Raw genomic sequence first — 18339 nt, 5'->3', positions numbered from 1 at the left:
CGCAGGCGCCGAAGGGCAGACCGTGCCAGGCCCGCGGGCACCCGGCGTTGGGGCACCGGCTGTTGGCGGCCGAGTTCGCCGACTGCTCCCGATCCAGGCGAGCAGCCATCCATTCATCGAGTTTCTTCGGGTCCATGCCATGTCAATTCCCGTTCCCGGCCCGAGATTCTCCGGTTGTGCCCGATTGGTGATCCGACAGGGCGGGATTGTTATCCGGCGGGCCGTTCGGGCTAGGTGACGGAGGCGAGGGCGAAGGGCAGGACGGCGGGTGCGCCGGCCTGCCGCAGGGCGTGCGCGGCGAGGGTGAGCGTCCAGCCGGTGTCGGTGAGCGCGTCCACCAACAGGATCGGGCCGTCGAGGGTGGACAGGTCCGGGATGTCCCAGGAGTCGTAGAGGCCCGCGACCCGGTGCGCCGAGTTGGCGGCCGACACCGGCGGATGGCCCGGCTTGGCCGGCAGGGTGCCGAAATCCCGCAGCCGGCCGACTTCGGCCAGGCGCGCGGCGAGGGTGGCGGTGAGGACCGGATAGTCCGGATTCTCCAGCGCCATGACGGTGGTCGGGCGGGTGGACCAATCCCAGCCGCGCAGCACCGCGATGCAGGCGTCGAAGACGTTGTCCGGGATCGGGTCGTCGGGGGCGTCGAGCAGGGCGCGCAGCCGCTGGCCCCAGCCCAGGTCGGTCAGACGGCCCAGCGCCCGGCCGGTCTCCGCACCCTGGGTGATCTTGCCGGACAACGGGATTCCGAGCTTCGCCAAACCGGTCGGCCACTGCTTGCGCGGGGCCAGATCGAGGCCGGGGCGATCCAGGCGGGCGCGGGTGGCGGCCAGATCCGCGGCGTCCACGGTGGTGTCGGGGCGGGTGCCGGTGCAGTTGTCGCAGCGGCCGCAGTCGGGGGAATTGCCTGCCAACGCGGCCAGGCCCGGGTCGTCGAGCTGGCGCCGCAAGAAGTTCATCCGGCAGCCGGTGGTGGACTGATAGTCGATCATCGCCTGCTGTTCGACCTCGCGGGCCGCGGCCAAGCGCTCGTAGCGTTCGGCGTCGTAGGTCCATTCCTGGCCGGTGGCGAGCCAGCCGCCGCGGACCCGGCGCACCGCGCCGTCGACGTCGAGCACCTTCAGCACCATCTCCAGCCGGGAGCGGTTCAACTCGACCAGCGGTTCCAGCGCGATAGTCGACATCGGGCGGTCGAAATCGAGCGCGTCCAGCACGGCGCGGACGATGTGCTCGCGCGGGAAGGCGACCGAGGCGAAATAACTCCAGATGCGGGCGTCCTCCGGGCCCGGCAGCAGGATGACCTCGGCGCGGTCGGTGCCGCGGCCCGCGCGGCCGACCTGCTGGTAGTAGGCGATGGGGGAGGAGGGCGCGCCGACGTGCACCACGAAACCCAGGTCGGGTTTGTCGAAGCCCATGCCCAGGGCGGAGGTCGCGATGAGCGCCTTCACCTCGTTGTTCAGCAGCGCCTGTTCCAGCACCTCGCGTTCGGCGGGGTCGGTCTGGCCGGTGTAGGCGGCGACGGTATGGCCGTGCGAATTCAGGACGTCGGCGAGGTCGTGGGCGGCGGCGACGGTGAGCGTGTAGACGATGCCGGAGCCCTTGAAGTCGCTCAGGTGCCGGCTCAGCCAGGCCGTGCGCTCCACCGCGTCGTCGAACCGCACCACCGACAGGTGCAGCGATTCCCGATCCAGGGTGCCGCGCAGCACCAGTGTCTCGGTACCGATCTGGGTGGCGACGTCGGTGACCACGCGGTCGTTGGCGGTCGCGGTGGTGGCCAGCACGGGGACGTCGGAGCCGAGATCGGCGATCAGCGTACGGATTCGGCGGTAGTCCGGGCGGAAATCGTGACCCCAGTCCGAGACGCAGTGCGCCTCGTCGATCACCACGAGCCCGGCGTCGGCGGCCAGCTTGGGCAGCACCTGATCCCGGAAGTCGGGGTTGTTCAAGCGTTCCGGGCTGACCAGCAGGACATCGATCTCCCCCGCGGCCACCCGCTGATGGATATCGTCCCACTCGGTCATGTTGCCCGAATTGATGGTCGCCGCAACGACTCCCGCGCGCTCGGCGGCGGCCACCTGGTTCCGCATCAGCGCGAGCAGCGGCGAGACGATCACCGTCGGCCCGCGCCCGGCCCCGCGCAGCAGCTTCGCCGCGATGAAGTACACCGCCGACTTACCCCAGCCGGTGCGCTGCACCACCAGCGCACGGCGGCGTTGCACCACCAGCGCCTCGATCGCGGTCCACTGATCCTCCCGCAGCCGCGCGGCGGGCCCGGCCAGCTCACGGAGCAGCTGCTCGGCCCGATCACGCAGATCGGGCGCCGAGAGATCGATTGCTGTCAGATCGCGGGCCGAAGTCATGCGGACCATCGTGCCCCACCGCACCGACACCCAAGATCGCCGCATGCGGTCGCCGACCCCTGATCCGGCCGCTGAGCGGGGCATCTACGACCTGTTCAGGGGGCTGGCACGATTCGTTGAACGGGTCTGTGACGAGCCGGTCCGACTCGCCTCGGCCAACTCGCGCGTGCCGGAGCGGACACGCGCCCGCGAGACCGTCCCGTCGGCGTTCCGGTCCGCGATCGCGTTCGTCGCGAGATCATTTGTCTACCTCCGCAACCCGGCGTGCTCGCTGGTGTGGGGTGACAATGGAAATGCCAGCGGTCGTGCAGCGTGCGGGAGGCGAAGAATGTCGTACCAGTACCAGCCGCCGGCGGGCTGGGCCCCGCCCGGCTCGGAATTCCGCACCACCGGCGGCTTCTCCCGGTTCCTGATCGGCACCCTGATCTGCCTGTTGATCACGCCGATCGGTATCGGCTTCGCCGCGCACGGCGCGGCCAGCGCGCGGCAGTGGGTGCTGCTCGGTGACGCGGCCAACCGGGTCGGCTCCACCGCGCAGATCCTGGTCGGCGCAGCGCTTTTGCTGCTGGTCGCGGGTCTTGCCGCCTATGCCCCGGCGGGCCCGATCATCGCGGGTCTGACCTGGGGTGTCTTCCCGGGCGTCATCTACTTCATGTTCCCCGAGGACACTTTCCGCCTGATCACCGAAATCCCGCTGCTCTCCGACGAGACGCGGCTGGCCATTCACGCCTGGGTGATCAACGGCAGCATCTTCCTGGCTGGAGTGCTGCTGGTCGGCGCGGGCACGGCCGCGACCTTCCGGCGACGGTAACCGTCAGGTCCGGCCCTCGGACTCCTGCGCCTGCCGCAACGCCGCGGACTCCTCCGCCCACCGCGCCCGGACCACGGTGAATCCCGCCCGCTCGGCGTCGACGCACACCAGTTCGTCATCGTCGACCAGCATCCGGATCTCCCGGCCCCGGGACAGCCGCCGCAGGACCTCCAGCTTGGTGTGGCGGGCGGGGCGGCGGTCGGCATTGCGCCGCATGAAGATTCGTCCCGCGGGCAGACCATGCTCCGCGAGCCAGACCTCGGTGTCCGCCCGGCAGCGCTCCGGCCGCCCGGTCAGATAATTGATCTCGCACTCCCGCGCGCTCGCCAACAGCAACTCCACGCCCTTCGCGAGCGGCGGATCGTGCGGCGCGGCCGCGAAGAACGCTTCCCAATCCCGCGGCGAGCGTTCCAGATACCGCTGCCGATGCGCGGTGTCGGCGAGGGTGTTGTCGAGGTCGAACACGGCCAACGGCCGACGAGAGGGTCGCACACGCCAACCTTATGACCGACGCGAACGAACCCCGGCAGCCGGTCTGCCGGGGTTCGCTCGTCGCTCAGCCCTTCACGCACAGCACCTGACGCAACGTGGCCACCACGTCCACCAGATCCCGCTGTGCCTCGATCACCTGATCGATGTCCTTGTACGCGGCCGGAATCTCATCGACCACACCCGCGTCCTTCCGCGACTCCACGCCCTCGGTCTGCGCGATCAAATCCGCCACGGTGAACTGCCGCTTGGCCGCGTTCCGGCTCATCCGCCGCCCCGCCCCATGCGACGCCGACTGGAACGAAGCGGGATTCCCCTTACCCCGCACCACATACGACCGCGTCCCCATGGACCCCGGAATCAACGCCAGATCCCCAGCGCCCGCCCGCACCGCACCCTTCCGGGTAACCAGCATCGGCACACCATCGATCAGCTCCTCGGCCACATAATTGTGATGGCACGAGATCGGCTCCTCGAAACGCACTTCGCGCCCGGCGAATTCGTCCCGCACAGCCTGGCAGATCAGCGCCAGCATCACCGCGCGATTACGCGCGGCGAATTCCTGCGCCCAGGTCAGGTCGCGCCGGTACGCCGCCATTTCCGGTGTCCCGCCCAGGAATACCGCCAGATCACGATCCGGCAGATCCACGTTGTGGTCCAGCTTCCGCGCGATCGCCATATGCCGCTCGGCCAGTTCCTTACCGATGTTGCGACTTCCCGAGTGCAGCAGAATCCACACGGAATCCTTTGTGTCCAAGCAGATTTCGGCGAAGTGATTCCCGCCGCCCATGGAGCCCATCTGCTTGTGCGCCTTGGATTCCAGTGCCTGGACATCGGAATGCAGAGCGCCGAAAGCGCCCCAGAACTGCTGCCAGCCCTGTGCGCGCTTGGCCGCCGCACCGTGCGAGGCGGCCAGCTGCGCGCCCAGCTTGCGCACATCGACAGGTTCCTTGTGGGCCGCGAAGCCGACCGGCACCGCCGCCTCGATCCGGGACCGCAGCGAACGCAGGTCATCGGGAAGGTCGGCCGCGGTCAGATCGGTCTTGACGCTCTCCATGCCGCAACCGATGTCGACGCCCACCGCGGCGGGCGCGACCGCGTCCCGCATCGCGATGACGGATCCGACGGTCGCACCCTTACCGAGGTGCACGTCCGGCATGACGCGAACGCCGTGCACCCATTTCAGTTGTGCGATATTGCGCAACTGTTGCAACGCGGCCTGCTCGACCTCGTGCTCGTGGGCCCACATAAGCGTCTGCGCCCGGGTACCGCGCAGCTCGACGGGAAACATGTCTCGATCCTTCCTTCGATCAACACCCTCACCGTAGGAGGCCACGCAGGACACCGCACCTGAATATCGGGCCGCGACCCGGCCGAGCTGGTCTACAGATCCAGACTCGAGGCGGTGGACCGGATTTCCTGGAAGTCGACCGAGTGCGCCATCGCGAGAAGCATGTCGAGATACATCGCGCCCTGCGTCAGTGCGGCAGTGGAGAACTCGATCGACGCCAGGGTTTGCCCATCGCTGGACGGTATGAGGATCTCGGTTTGGAAGGCCGATGCGGTGTCTCCGGTGCTGGGCAGGTTCGGCATCGCCGGAGCGGGATATTCCGCCACAGCCTGAGAGATCAGCATGGGTCTGCCATTGATCTCGAACGGTTCGATCGACGATGAATTTCCGTTCGCGAGCTTCATCTCGGCGAGATTGCGGACGACGAGGCGCGGATTGACCTTCTCGCCGTAATTTTGGATGGTGACGATCAGCCAGGACGTAATCGAATCCCCTTCCGGCGACTGGTGCTGTCCTATTCCGCAATACACGGCGTTCTTGGCCGCCAGGGTACCCAACAAGAACTCGAGCGTTCCCAGGACCGAGGGGATGCTATCGGAAAGAGCGGGCGGCGTAATGGATTTCACGGCCGGCTCGGCCGAAGCCAAGACTTCCGCGATGTTCGTCAACGGCATTTCGTGGTATCCGGGCGGAATGGTCAGCGAGATCGCGTGTTTCGCGGTGTGGGCGTCATGCGTAGTCATCGGTTACCCTCCGAACAGATTGCTCAGGGCGACTCCGGCAATACTGCCAACCGCTCCCTCGGTCCGTTTCAGTACAGCCAGTGCGACCGCTGGATCAGGCGTGGTGTGAGCTCCCACCGCCCCGGTCAGCTGTAGCACCTTATTTACTCCCGAGTTCGCGCTGATTCCATTGAATATTTCCTTGTTCAAGCCATCGGTAACGCCTCTGATGTTGTTGTCTGTCAGATATTTGTTCAGCGCTCCGGGATTGCCGGCCGCCTCGGTCCAGGTCCGAGCCATGCTCTCCAATTTCCCGACGTCGCCGATGCCGTCCCCGAGGAGCCCGACCTTCGCTGTCTTGCCGAGGGCGCCGACGCCCGGTATCAGGGCCAGCCCATCGCCTGCGATGGTGAGCGCGGCCAAGCCTTTGTCCTTCCAACTCCCCTCGGTGAGGTCTTTCCACACCTCGTCGTCGGTGAGCGTCAGGGCCAGGGCGCCGGCACCGGCGACGAGGGAAACACCCAGTGCGATCGCGTTGATCGGCGGCGGCGTGACCAGAGCCAGGAGCCCGGCGACCGCGGAGACGATGGAAAGTGCGTCATGGATGCCTTTCCGGTGCTCGTCAATCCAGTTTCCGAGGTCTTTCACCTTGTCGACAAGCCAGTCCCACAGGCTCTTGTTCTCGGTGGGAGCCAACAGGGCCGCTGCCCTGAGTTCGGTGGCTATTTTGCGAGCTGTCGTGGCGTGCTCGGTTTCCAGATCCCGAGCGCGGCGGATGATCGAGTCGATCTGACCTTGCGCCTCGTCAACCGCTGCTACGGCGGCGGTGACTTTCGCTGTGGCCGCGTCGAGACGTGCTTGCGCCGCCTGCAGTTCGGTCGGGTCGCTGAAGTACACGCCTGCGAGCTTCAGATCCGGGTTCTGCTTGGCGCTGTCGAGAGCCGTCGAGGCTTGGGAGTGTTTGCCGCGGGCCTCGGCTGCCTCACGCTCGAGGCCGGCCGCCGTCTGCTGGTAACCCACGAGCGTTGTAAACCACTCCTGGACCAGCGTTACCGCACGCTCGAGTGAGGTCTGCGCCAACTTCAGATCTTGCCCCAGGGTGGCATCGAAATGCGCGCGGAAGGCATCGCCCGCGTCGCCGATCCAGACGTCGTCTTCAGCATTTCGAAGCTGATTGAGGAGTTCATTGGTCTCGCGGACTCCGTCGGCAGCCTTCTTGATCTGGACGCGCAGTCCATCGACATCCTGGGTCAGGCCGGGGGTGGGATTGAACCCGAGATTGGGATACGGATTCGCACTCACGCCTTGACCTCCCCGAGCAGGTTCTTGGCCTCGTCCAGCGCTTTAGCGAAAGTCTTGTCGGCGTCTTCGTATGTCTTCACGGCGGTGTCCAGCCGATCGGCCAGATCCTTAGCTGATTCACCGATTCGCTCGATGCCGAATTTCCACTTCTTCTGGAAATCGTCGGCAGCATCGTCCAGCTCCGTGGTGCCGATCTCCCCTCGGCTGTCCTGGCTCATCGCTTTCATGGCGTCGGTGAGTAATTGTTCAGAGGTTCGCAGAGCTTGTACGGACTTGCTGAGCACGGCGATTTCTACCTGAAGAAGATCGGCCACATTCACACCCCTCATCACTTGAATCTATTTGTCGGGCTGGGTCCGGCTCATGGCCTGGCGGCAGTCTCGGCCCATCGTCGTGCCGGAAGGAAGTAGTCGTCGAGCTTGTCCGGGCCGGGCATACCGCCCCCCGAAAAGAAGTCGAGTGGGAGCGCGAAAATCAGGTAGAGATCCACGGTCCAAACTCGGAGCAGCCTGCCGAACGACGGCGATCCACTGAAATCGGGCAGGGTGACCCGCAGGCCGAAGAGAGCCTTTCCGAGCGTAGTGTGGACCAGGGCCTGAATGGCGACACGATGGATCGCCGAGGCGAGGAGCCAGCAGGCGACCACCAAAAATGGATTCACCCCGAGATGGGCCCAATCCTTGCGTCCGAGTGCGTCAGGGGAGAAGCCGGGGCTAGCCACGGCGCCGATGCCGATGCCACACGCGAGGTGGAGGCACCAATCGATCGCGAAAGCGCAGGCGCGCCGAAGTCCGTATGGCCGAGGAGTTTTGACCTCGTCGGCGCCGGACTCGGCGGGCCGCTGCATAGATACCTGGCCGTGGCTGTTCCGTGTCAGCTGCAGTTGCGGGTTCCGTCCGGCGAGATCATCCTGCGCAGCGTGCTCGGCGAAGGTGAACCGCGGCGCTGGATGGGACCGGGAGACATAGGCGTATCGGAGATCGGCCCCACCTGGAGCGGAAATGATGCCGTACTTGTGCGGATCTCCCGCGAACCAGATCGTGGGGGTCTGGTGATCGACCAGCTGCCCGAGCTGGTGCGCCCAGGTGCTGAGCAGCAGGCTGGACACTTCCCGGCCGTTCCCGTCGAGCAATGTCACCCACTCGTATCTGCCGGTCCTCAGGTAGCGGATGTGCCAGACCTGCCAGGGATGACGGCGCAGCGCCTTCCGTCTGCGCCGGTTGATCCACACCCAGGCGAGGCTGAAGGTCGTGAGGAGAACACCGGATGCGCCCGCCAGCACGCCGCCGGTGTCCAGCAGCCGCTCAGCGCTGGAGCCCGGCGGCTGACGATCGGCGAGGTTGAGCAGAACCACGAACAGTGGAAGCAGGACCAGGCCGGTCAGCAAAGGTATCCAGCAGCGCAACGTCTGCCTTCGTGCCGCGGACCGCGTCGCAGGCCATTTGGCGGCAGGTATCACCGGGTTGCCCGGTATCGGATTTACCTGCGCCAAGTTCTTCCACCCCGTTCGGTCTCGCTGTCATTCCCCCGACCGCTTCGAGCTGATCGGATACTGCCCGGTAGCCAGACTCTATCGGCCGCCGCGAGGCCTCGGTTCGGGAGGTTCGCATCGAAGTCTTGCAACCAGCACTGAACAGACGCGTCACCCGCACAATCGGTTCCGCGAGGCACCGGATTGTGATGCTCGTCGCAACGATCGCCGCCTCACGACTCGACGAAATCGGCTGCCAGGCCGCACATTTGCCACTGGCCGTCGCGGCGGGTCATGGTGGCGGCGTAGTCGATGTCTTTGAAGTACTGGCGGTACTTGGCGGGGATGTTGGTGAAGGTTTCGCGCGCCAGGAAGGTGGCGGAGTCGGGACTGTGCTGGGTGATGGCGGTGGTGGTGTGCTGGAAATCGGAGTCGGTGACTTCGGGGCCGAGGTGGTCGTCGTATTGCGGGGTGTATTGCATGACGAAGGAGCTGACGGCGGGGGAGGCTTCGGGGCAGATCATGGAATCGAAGGTTTCCCACTGCTGGGTGTTGGCGGCTTCGGTGAGCTGGTTGACCGTTTGCACGAGGGTGGGGTCCAGGGTGGCGGGGTCGCCTGGCTGGATCTGTTCGTCGGTGGCCCGGAAGACCGGCGGGGCGGGGAGCGGCTGGTAGCCCGCGGGCGCGAGGTGGGTCTGTACCGCGCGTTTCCAGGTGCCGTCGGCGATCATGGCCTGGATCGCGGCGGTGATCTCGGATTGCAGTTCGGTGTCGCCGCGGCGGACGCCGACGCCGTAGCGCTCCCGGGTGAAGGGGTGGCCCACGACGCGCAGCCGGCCGGGGGACTGGGCGGCGTAGCCGGCCAGGATGACGTCGTCGGCGGTGACCGCGTCGACCTTGCCCGCGAGCAGGTCGTCGAGGCAGGCCGAATAGTCCTCCCGGGTAGTCGGATTCGCGGTGGCGGCGAAATCTTTCCGAATCTTGTCCGCGGCCGTGGAACCCGCGGCGGTGCACACGGTACGGCCGTTGAGATCCTCGGGACGGTTGATCGCCGTCTCCTCGTTGCGGACCAGCAGATCCTGGCCCGCGACGAAATACGGCCCGGCGAAGGCGATCTGCCGGAGCCGCTCGGCGGTGATGGCGTACGACCCGACGACGAAATCCACGTCCCCGCCCCGCAACAGCTCCTCGCGCTGCCCCGGCGGCGCCTCCACCCAGGTGATCTCCCCGGGTTCGGTGCCCAGATGTCCGGCGATGTAGTGCGCGATCTCCACCTCGAATCCGCGCGGTGTCCCGTTGTCCATGACCGACAGCCCGGGCTGGTCGAACTGGATGCCGACCACGTATTCCGGTGTTGCGACCTCGGATTGGGAGCACGAGATCGGCACCAGGCCGGCCGCGAGGGTGACAGCAAGGATCGAGCGCTTCATCGAGTCGAATCTCCTGTCTAGACGGTGGATTGATTGGGAACGGGTACGCCGGTGCGGATCGGGACGGTCGGCGGGATCGGGCCGAACGCGTCACGAACTTCCTTGCAGGCCTGAATGATCCGGTCGACTTCGAGGTCGGTGAGCCCGGCGTGCAGGCAGAAGCGGACGAGGGTGCGGTGCCGTGCGGTGGCGGGCGGACAGAACACCGCGCCGAAAATGCCGCGGGCTTCCAGGAAGTCGCGGATGGCCAGGGCCCGCAGGTCCGGCCCGGCCTGCACCGCGACGATGTGACCGGCGGCGGACTCCAGGTCGAAACCCAAGGTGGTCAACGCGGTTCGCACCCGCTCCGAGAGCACGGCCAGCCGTTCCCGGCGCCAATCATCGGCGCGGGCCGCGGCCAGCGCGGCCGAGATCCCGGCCAGGTCGTGTGGCAGCAGCGTGCCGGAGAACACCGCGGGGAACGACTCCAGCCGGAAGTAGTCGACGAAATCCAGGCCGTTGGCCGCCACGAATCCGGCGCGCCCGGCCAGCGCCCCGGACAGGCTGGCGACCCGGAACGGCACCCGTTCGGTGAGCCCGAGCGCCACCACCGAGCCCGCCCCGAGCGGACCGTCGGTGCCGAGCGAGCGCGATTCGTCGACGACGAGCAGGCTGCCGGTCTGCTCGGCGACATCGCACAGTTGTGCCAGCGGCGCGCGGGATCCGTTGCTGCTGTAGATGGAATCGACCGCGATGATGCCCGGACCGTAGGTGCGGATCTCCTCGCGCAGGTGCCCGGGAAAGTTGTGCCGGAACGGATGTATCGGCGCCCCGGCGACTTTCGCACCGTGCCACATCGACATGTGCGCGAGGCTGTCGACGTAGACGGGGGTGCGCGGATCGGCGATCGATTGCAGCAGACCGATGTTCGCGTCCCAGCCGGATTGGCAGAGGATTCCGGCCGGTGCCCGCATATGGTCAGCTAACTCGCGCTCCACGGCGATCTGCGGGTGCTCGCCGTGTACGAAGGAACCTGAGGTGAACCGCGCGCCGCCCGCCGCGAGCGCGCCGCACATCGCCTCGACGATCCGTGGGTCACCGGCGAGGCCGAGGTAGTCGTTGCTATTCAGGAGCACCGCATCCGGTCCGGGTGTCAGGCCGTGCAGCAGATGCCGACCACCCCACTCGCCGACCACTCTGCCGTAGGAGAAGCGATCGACTCGGCTCTGCACCCGATCGGCGATGGTGGGAAGCACTGACGAACTCCTTCACTGTCTAGGCCCGCCCGTCGCCCGACCACCACCCCTGTCGGAGACGCTTCGAGCCACGGCAAACTTGGAGCATCGCGTGTGATTGAACCATCGGCGCGCGCGTCAGGAGGAGGTTCGGCCGAATTCGCGCCGGGCGAATCGATTCCGGAAGGCGTTCTCAGCAACTTGGACGAGTGACCGCGAAACAGGTGGGGCGGAAGGGAATTCGATCTTGTTAGACCTAGCGGTCGCTTCCAGGATTGAGTGCCGGATCATCCAGCAGCTCGGCGATACTGCCGGCGTCCGGGATCGACTTGCTCGCGCCGAGCTCGGTCGCCGCGAGCGCACCGGCGGCGCAGGCCCAGGCCAGCGCCTGTTCCGGACCGCGATGCCAGGCGGCGGCCAGCGCCCCGGTGAACGCGTCGCCCGCGCCGGTGGTGTCGACGACGCGCACCTTCGGACTGGGGCAGTGCAGGTCCCCATCCGGCCCGCGATAGTCCGCTCCGTCCGCGCCGCGGGTGATGATCACATGCGGTACCTGATCGAGCGCGGCGTCGAACCGGTCCGCTTCGCCCGAATTCACCACGGCCACATCGATTTCGCGCCAGAGCTCCGCCGGCAGCTCACGCACCGGCGACGGGTTCAGGATCACCGTGGTCCCGTGCGCGCGGGCATGTCGCGCCCCCGCGGTCACCGTTTCGATCGGAATCTCCAACTGGCACAGCAGGATATCGGCCCCGGCGATGGTCGCCAGGTCGGCCTCGTCGAGCTCGGTCATCCGGGCATTGGCGCCAGGAGTCACGATGATGCTGTTCTCCCCGCCGTTGTCGACCACGATCGTGGCCACTCCGCTCGAGCCCGGCACCGACCGCAGCCGCGCGGCGCCGACCTCGGAATCGGTGAGCACCTGCCGCAGCCGCGGAGTGAACAGGTCCCGGCCGACCGCCCCGAGGAACTCCACCACCGCGCCGGACCGCCGCGCCGCGATCGCCTGATTCGCGCCCTTGCCGCCGGGCACCATCGTGAACCCGGTGCCCAGGACCGTTTCCCCGGGTTCCGGCCGCTGCTCGGTGGTGCAGACCAGGTCCATATTGATACTGCCGAGCACCACGACCTTCGGCGGCTGTTTCATGGCCGCGACGGTAGTCCCGATGCCGCGTATCCGCCGTTATTTCGGGTGGGCGCGGTCAGTAGGCTGTACCCCATGAGTGCAGGAACGACGACCGAGATCGATACCCGCGAGGTGGTGCACGAGGCCGCGCGAAGGGCTCGCGTCGCGTCCCGGGCACTGGCCCAGCTGACTACCGCCCAGAAGAACGACGCCCTGCACGCCGCCGCCGACGCGCTGCTGGCCGCGGCCGACGACGTGCTCGCGGCCAACGCCGAGGACATCGCGGTCGCGCAGGCGGCCGGTACCGAGGAATCGCTGCTGGACCGCTTGCGGCTGACCAAGCCGCGCATCGACGGCATCGCCGCCGGTCTGCGCCAGGTCGCGGGCCTGCCGGATCCGGTCGGCGTGGTCGTGCGCGGATCGACGCTGCCCAACGGCCTGGAGATCCGGCAGACGCGGGTGCCGCTCGGCGTCGTCGGCATGGTCTACGAGGCCCGGCCCAATGTCACCGTCGACGCCTTCGGCCTGGCCTTGAAGTCGGGTAACGCGGCGCTGCTCCGCGGCTCCTCCTCCGCCGCGCACTCCAACGCCGCACTGGTCCGGGTGCTGCGGGAAGCGCTTGCCGCTCAGGGCATCCCGGCCGACTCGGTGCAGCTGCTGCCCAGCCACGACCGCTCCAGCGTGACCCACCTGATCCAGGCCCGCGGCCTGGTCGATGTGGTCATCCCGCGCGGCGGCGCCGGCCTGATCAACGCCGTCGTCCGCGACGCCCAGGTGCCGACCATCGAGACCGGCACCGGCAACTGCCACGTCTACGTGCACGCCGCCGCCGACCTGGACATGGCCGAGCAGATCCTGATCAACGCCAAGACCCGTCGCCCCAGCGTCTGCAACGCCGCCGAGACGGTGCTGATCGACGACGCCGTCGCCGCCGTCGCGGTGCCCAAGCTGATCGAGGCGCTGGAGAAGCACGGCGTCACCGTGCACGGCGACCTGCCCGGCCTGGTCCCGGCCGACGACAAGGACTGGGGCGAGGAGTACCTCACCCTCGACATCGCGCTCAAGGTCGTCCCCGGCCTGGACGCCGCCGTCGAGCACATCAACACCTGGGGCACCGGCCACACCGAGGCCATCGTCACCGGCGATCTGGCGGCGGCGCGCGAGTTCACCACCCGGGTGGACGCGGCCGCGGTGATGGTCAACGCGTCGACCGCGTTCACCGACGGCGAGCAGTTCGGGTTCGGCGCGGAGATCGGCATCTCCACCCAGAAACTGCACGCGCGCGGGCCCATGGCCCTGCCGGAACTGACCTCGACCAAGTGGATCGTCTGGGGTGACGGGCAGGTTCGTCCGGTCTGAGCCGTACCGTGGGGGTTGGTATTAGAAGGAAGGACAGCACGTGGGTTCCGAAAGCGCAGTTCAGGAGCCGATCTTCAGCTCGGTCGACGATGTGATCGACCGGCTGGCGAGCACCGGCTACCTGGCGGACAAGGCGACGGCGACGTCGGTGTTCCTCGCCGACCGGCTCGGCAAGCCGCTGCTGATCGAGGGCCCCGCCGGCGTCGGCAAGACCGAACTCGCCCGCGCGGTCGCGCAGACCGCGGGTGCGGAGCTGGTGCGGTTGCAGTGCTACGAAGGCGTCGACGAGGCGCGGGCGCTCTACGAGTGGAACCACGCCAAGCAGATCCTGCGCATCCAGGCTTCCAGTGAAAACGATTGGGAAGAAACCAAAGCCGACGTTTTCACCGAGGAATTCCTGCTGTCGCGGCCGCTGCTGACCGCCATCCGGCGCGCCGAGCCGACAGTGCTGCTGATCGACGAGACCGACAAGGCCGACGTCGAGATCGAGGGCCTGCTGCTGGAGGTGCTCAGCGATTTCGCGGTGACCGTGCCGGAGCTGGGCACCATCACCGCGAGCCGCAAACCGTTCGTGGTACTCACCTCCAACGCCACCCGCGAGCTGTCGGAAGCTTTGAAGCGCCGCTGCCTCTACCTGCACCTGGACTTCCCGGACGAGGAGCTGGAACGGCGCATCCTGGCCAGCCGGGTGCCGGAGCTGTCCGCCGCGGTCGGCGCGCAGCTGGTGCGGATCGTGCACGTGCTGCGCGGGATGCAGCTGAAGAAGCTGCCCTCGGTCGCCGAATCGATCGACTGGGGCCGGACGCTGCTCGCGCTGGGCCTGAAGGACATGGACGACGCCACCGTGCGCGCCACCCTCGGGGTGGTGCTCAAACACCAGGCCGATCACCAGCGCGCGCTGGCCGAACTGAAACTGGCATAGGTCGTGCATCCCGGGTTGGAGGCTCCGCACGGGCTGCCCGGTCACCTCGTCGGGTTCGTGGAAGCGCTGCGGGCGCGCGGGATCCCGGTCGGGCCGTCGGAGACGGTGGACGCGGGCCAAGTGGTGACCGTGCTCGATCTGATGGATCGCGAAGTGCTGCGCGAGGGTCTGGCGTGTGCGCTGTTGCGCCGCACCACCCATCGGGCGACCTTCGACGGCCTGTTCGATCTGTGGTTCCCGGTGGCGATCGGGCAGCGCGGCGGGACCGAGGACATCGAGCTGCCGCGCACCCGCACCGGGGACATCGATATTCCCGCGCTGCGCGAAATGCTCGCGGAATTGCTTGCGCAGGAAGACGCTTCGGAGCGCCTGGAGCAGGTCGCCGCGCAGCTGGTCGAGCAGCTCGGTCAGTACCAGTCCGCGCAGGGGCCGTCGTTCTCCGCGTATCAAGCCTTGCGTGAGGTGCAGCCGCAGACCTTGCTCGCGAAAATCCTTGCCGGACTTGCCCTCGGGCCCACGGACAGCGATTTCGGCACCGAGATCGCCCGCCGTGCCGCCCGGCAGCGCATCGACGGCTTCCGGGCCTCGGTGGAGGCCGAAACCCGCAGGCGCGTCGCCGAACGCATCGGGCGGGAGCGGGTGGCCGGTTACGGTGTCGCCCGGCAAGCCGAGGACGTCGATTTCCTGCGCGCCTCCGAGCGTGAGCTGACCGAACTCAAGCGCAGCACCCAGCGCCTGGCCCGCATCCTGGCCTCGCGGCTCGCGGTGCGCCGCAGGCACTCTCGCCGCGGCGAGATCGATCTGCGCAAGACACTGCGCAAGTCGATGTCCACCGGCGGCGTGCCGATCGACCTGGTCACCCGTAAGCCGCGGCCGGGTCGTCCGGAACTTGTTCTGCTGTGCGATGTTTCGGGTTCGGTCGCGGGTTTCAGCAGCTTCACCCTGCTGTTGGTGAGCGCGCTGCGCGAGCAGTTCTCCCGGGTGCGTATCTTCGCGTTCGTCGACCAGGTGGACGAGGTCACCCAATTCTTCGACCCGCGAACACCGTTGGATCAGGCGATGACCCGCATCTTCACCGAGTCCGGCGTGGTCGGCCTGGACGGCCACTCCGACTACGGCAATGCCCTGGCCAGTTTCGCCCGCCGGTACCCCGACGCGGTCACCAGCCGCAGTTCCCTGCTCGTTCTCGGTGACGCCCGCACCAACTACCGGGATCCCGAACTGAGCACTCTGCGCACGCTGGCCGGTACCGCCAAACACGCGCACTGGCTCAACCCGGAACCCCGAAGCCAGTGGGGCTCCGGCGATTCCGCCGCCGACAAGTACGGCCAGGTCATCGAAATGCACGAATGCCGCTCGGCCCGCCAGCTCACCGAAGTGGTCTCCCGTCTACTGCCGGTCTGAGGAACCCCATGGACGACAAGCAACTGCTGAGCTACTGTCTCGCCAAACCCGGTGCGTGGCAGGACGAACCGTGGGAGGGCGACCTGGTCGCCAAGGTCGGCGACAAGATCTTCGCCTTCCTCGGCAGCGGCGGGTCGGTCGGCCTCAAATGCGGCCGCAACCGCGAAGAGGCCGACGAACTGGTCCACGTCTACCCGGACGACGTCACCGCCTCGGCCTATATCGGCCGCTACGGCTGGAATTCGATCCGGCTCGGCGGCAACGTCCCCGCCGACGAACTGCGTGAACTCGTCGACCAGTCCTACGACGCGATCGTCGGCAAACTCCCCAAATCCAAGCGCCCGGCCACCTGATGTCCTGGACTATCAGTCGTCGTTAAGGGAACCATTGGCGCGACGGATCATGATCCGCATCCATGGTGACGAGAACGCCGGAAGTCGGCGGCGTGGCGGGGAACAGTGCAGTAATAACGGGGCGAGCGCTGCTCGTGCGGCAGCAGGTGTGCCGTGCTGGGCGGTGACGGGGAGGCGACGGAGGCGGTCCGGCTGGCGGACCTGGCGGCCATGCGGCTGCTCGACCAACCGGGGGACGCGGAGAAGTACCTGCGGCAAGCACTTTCGTGCGGTGACGGCGTCCTGCCCGCCGAACATCTGGCTCGCTTGAGTTCGCAGTTGGTGATGGTGATGTCGGGGCAGCAGGGGCGCGAGCGCGAACTCGCCGCGGCCGCGCAAGAGGCGGCCGCCCGCTGGACGGGAATCTCCGCCGCGGACACGGTCCACCTGACCTTCGTAGCCGCGCGTGCCCTGCACCGGGCGGGGGAGCACGCCGCGGCCGTCACGGCGTTCGCGGGACCGATCGGGTCGGGCGAAGCGCCCTATCCGCCGATGGAGATGGCGCTGGTGTTCGGGCAGTACGGCAGGTCGCTGAAGCTGCTGGGGCGACATCGGGAGGCGGCGGGGCAGTTTCTCGAGGGCGAACGGCTGGTGCAGGCCGAGCCGGGCCAGGCGGAAATGCAGGCCGAGCTGGCCTGGTCGGCCGCCACCGCGCTGGATTCTTGCGGAGAGGATGACCAGGCCCAGGTCGTCTACCTGCGGGCGGCGCGGTTGTGGGGCGCACTGGGGCAAGTCAGCAAGCGGGCGCGCTGTATCCGGTCGGCGGCTTGGTTGCAGCACTGGGCCAGCCCCGCCACCTCCGGGGGGCCGACAGCCATGCGTGCGTTGCTGGACGAACTCGAACAGCTGGAACGAGCCGCACCTTCGCCGGCGGTGCGGACAGAGCTGACCTATACCCGCCGGCAACTGGTGGAAATGGAAGGGCAATAGCGCCGAGAAGGACGGTGCCCGCGACCGCTCAGCGGTCCGCGGGCAGGTTGTAAGCTCGGCACTCATGCAGAAAACAAGGCGGCGCAAGCTGGGGGTGATGGGCGGGACGTTCGATCCCATCCATCACGGCCACCTCGTCGCCGCCAGCGAGGTCCAGGACCGTTTCGCCCTCGACGAAGTCATCTTCGTGCCGACCGGGCAGCCGTGGCAGAAAGCGGACCGGCTGGTCAGCCCGGCCGAGGACCGCTACCTGATGACGGTGGTCGCGACCGCCTCCAATCCGCGGTTCTCGGTCAGTCGCGCCGACATCGATCGCGGCAAGGTGACCTACACCGTGGACACCCTGCGCGAGATGCGGGTCCAGCATCCCGACGCCGAGCTGTACTTCATCACCGGTGCGGACGCACTGTCCAACATCCTCACATGGCAGGATTGGGCCGAACTGTTCGAACTGGCCAAGTTCGTCGGGGTGAGCAGGCCGGGGTACGAGCTGAACACCGATCATCTGACCGAGCATCTGCGGGACCTCCCGGCGGATGCGGTCACCATGATCGAAATTCCCGCACTGTCGATCTCGTCGAGCGAATGCCGCCGCCGGGCCGCCGATGGCCGGCCGGTGTGGTACCTCGTCCCGGACGGCGTAGTGCAATACATATCGAAGCGGAGCCTGTATGAGCCCGCGGAACGGAAGGTAGCCAAGTGACGGCAACGGCCGAAGCGGTTGAGATGGCGCAGGTCGCCGCGCGCGCGGCGGACGAGAAGCTGGCCTCCGACGTGGTGGTGCTCGACGTCTCCGAGCAGCTGGTGATCACCGACTGCTTCGTCATCGCCTCCGCGCCGAACGAGCGGCAGGTCAACGCCATCGTCGACAACATCGAGGAGAAGCTGCGCGAGGCCGGGCACAAGCCGGTCCGTCGCGAGGGCACCCGCGAGGGCCGCTGGGCGCTGCTCGACTACGTCGACGTGGTGGTGCACGTCCAGCACAACGACGAGCGCAATTACTATGCGCTGGAACGTCTGTGGAAGGACTGCCCCGTGGTCCCGGTGGACGGCCTCGGCGATCCCAGGGCCAACGGCGCTGCGACGGCATCGGAAGAGGCGGACGCGGCGGAGTGAGTCGAG

Annotated in this window: 18 protein-coding genes; 8 read left to right on the top strand and 10 right to left on the bottom strand. The window is 67.5% G+C overall.

Going from position 1 to position 18339, the window contains the following annotated elements; translation table 11 throughout:
* Positions 1-230 precede the first annotated feature (230 nt).
* Positions 231-2363 (bottom strand): ATP-dependent DNA helicase RecQ, encoded by a 2133-nt coding sequence (locus tag AB0M14_RS07155; protein ID WP_364989813.1) that lies wholly within the window; start codon positions 2361-2363, stop codon positions 231-233.
* A 319-nt stretch (positions 2364-2682) separates the two neighbouring features.
* Between AB0M14_RS07155 and AB0M14_RS07150 the strand changes: the two genes are divergently transcribed.
* On the top strand, positions 2683-3165 hold the full coding sequence (locus AB0M14_RS07150; protein ID WP_364989810.1) for a hypothetical protein: 483 nt from the start codon (positions 2683-2685) through the stop codon (positions 3163-3165).
* Positions 3166-3168: 3 nt separating this feature from the next.
* On the opposite strand, the gene AB0M14_RS07145 is transcribed toward AB0M14_RS07150, so the two are convergent.
* From AB0M14_RS07145 to AB0M14_RS07105, 9 genes are all read right to left on the bottom strand, one after another.
* On the bottom strand, positions 3169-3657 hold the full coding sequence (locus AB0M14_RS07145; RefSeq protein ID WP_364989807.1) for a hypothetical protein: 489 nt from the start codon (positions 3655-3657) through the stop codon (positions 3169-3171).
* 64 nt (positions 3658-3721) lie between these two features.
* Positions 3722-4945, bottom strand: a complete 1224-nt coding sequence (locus AB0M14_RS07140) for an RtcB family protein (RefSeq protein WP_364989805.1) — start codon at positions 4943-4945, stop codon at positions 3722-3724.
* Between the two features lie 92 nt (positions 4946-5037).
* On the bottom strand, positions 5038-5688 hold the full coding sequence (locus AB0M14_RS07135) for a hypothetical protein (protein ID WP_364989803.1): 651 nt from the start codon (positions 5686-5688) through the stop codon (positions 5038-5040).
* Between the two features lie 3 nt (positions 5689-5691).
* Positions 5692-6969: a hypothetical protein gene (locus tag AB0M14_RS07130; RefSeq protein WP_364989800.1), complete on the bottom strand. Its 1278-nt coding sequence runs from the start codon at positions 6967-6969 to the stop codon at positions 5692-5694.
* The gene (locus AB0M14_RS07125; RefSeq protein ID WP_364989797.1) at positions 6966-7283 is read right to left on the bottom strand and encodes a type VII secretion target; all 318 of its coding nucleotides are present in this window, start codon (positions 7281-7283) and stop codon (positions 6966-6968) included. Before AB0M14_RS07125 ends, AB0M14_RS07130 begins: the two co-directional genes overlap by 4 nt.
* A 47-nt stretch (positions 7284-7330) precedes the next feature.
* Positions 7331-8356 (bottom strand): RDD family protein, encoded by a 1026-nt coding sequence (locus AB0M14_RS07120; RefSeq protein WP_364989794.1) that lies wholly within the window; start codon positions 8354-8356, stop codon positions 7331-7333.
* Between the two features lie 317 nt (positions 8357-8673).
* Positions 8674-9870, bottom strand: coding sequence for a glutamate ABC transporter substrate-binding protein (locus AB0M14_RS07115; protein WP_364989790.1), 1197 nt, complete (start codon positions 9868-9870; stop codon positions 8674-8676).
* 17 nt (positions 9871-9887) lie between these two features.
* Positions 9888-11105: an alpha-hydroxyketone-type quorum-sensing autoinducer synthase gene (gene cqsA / locus AB0M14_RS07110; RefSeq protein ID WP_364989786.1), complete on the bottom strand. Its 1218-nt coding sequence runs from the start codon at positions 11103-11105 to the stop codon at positions 9888-9890.
* Positions 11106-11340: 235 nt separating this feature from the next.
* On the bottom strand, positions 11341-12231 hold the full coding sequence (locus AB0M14_RS07105; RefSeq protein WP_364989783.1) for a ribokinase: 891 nt from the start codon (positions 12229-12231) through the stop codon (positions 11341-11343).
* A 72-nt stretch (positions 12232-12303) separates the two neighbouring features.
* On the opposite strand from AB0M14_RS07105, the gene AB0M14_RS07100 reads away from it, so the two are divergent.
* The 7 genes from AB0M14_RS07100 (at position 12304) to rsfS (ending at position 18333) form a co-directional block, all read left to right on the top strand.
* Entirely contained in the window at positions 12304-13569 is a 1266-nt protein-coding gene (locus AB0M14_RS07100; protein ID WP_364989780.1) for a glutamate-5-semialdehyde dehydrogenase, read from the top strand.
* Between the two features lie 40 nt (positions 13570-13609).
* Positions 13610-14491, top strand: a complete 882-nt coding sequence (locus tag AB0M14_RS07095) for a MoxR family ATPase (RefSeq protein ID WP_364989778.1) — start codon at positions 13610-13612, stop codon at positions 14489-14491.
* 3 nt (positions 14492-14494) lie between these two features.
* Positions 14495-15895: a VWA domain-containing protein gene (locus tag AB0M14_RS07090; protein WP_364989775.1), complete on the top strand. Its 1401-nt coding sequence runs from the start codon at positions 14495-14497 to the stop codon at positions 15893-15895.
* Positions 15896-15903: 8 nt separating this feature from the next.
* Complete coding sequence (locus AB0M14_RS07085; RefSeq protein WP_364989772.1) at positions 15904-16248, top strand: MmcQ/YjbR family DNA-binding protein; 345 nt, start codon at positions 15904-15906, stop codon at positions 16246-16248.
* Positions 16249-16401: 153 nt separating this feature from the next.
* A complete protein-coding gene (locus tag AB0M14_RS07080) occupies positions 16402-17217 on the top strand; it encodes a hypothetical protein (RefSeq protein WP_364989769.1) in 816 nt (271 codons plus the stop codon).
* A gap of 64 nt (positions 17218-17281) precedes the next feature.
* The gene (gene nadD / locus AB0M14_RS07075) at positions 17282-17920 is read left to right on the top strand and encodes a nicotinate-nucleotide adenylyltransferase (protein WP_364989767.1); all 639 of its coding nucleotides are present in this window, start codon (positions 17282-17284) and stop codon (positions 17918-17920) included.
* Positions 17917-18333 (top strand): ribosome silencing factor, encoded by a 417-nt coding sequence (rsfS, locus tag AB0M14_RS07070; protein ID WP_364989764.1) that lies wholly within the window; start codon positions 17917-17919, stop codon positions 18331-18333. The genes nadD and rsfS overlap by 4 nt, the downstream gene beginning before the upstream one ends.
* The last annotated feature ends 6 nt before the right edge of the window (positions 18334-18339 follow it).

Source organism: Nocardia sp. NPDC051832, from assembly GCF_040681285.1.
In the GTDB taxonomy this organism is placed as follows: domain Bacteria; phylum Actinomycetota; class Actinomycetes; order Mycobacteriales; family Mycobacteriaceae; genus Nocardia.
Note: the sequence above shows the minus strand (reverse complement) of the source record. Positions and strands in the feature narration are given on the sequence as shown.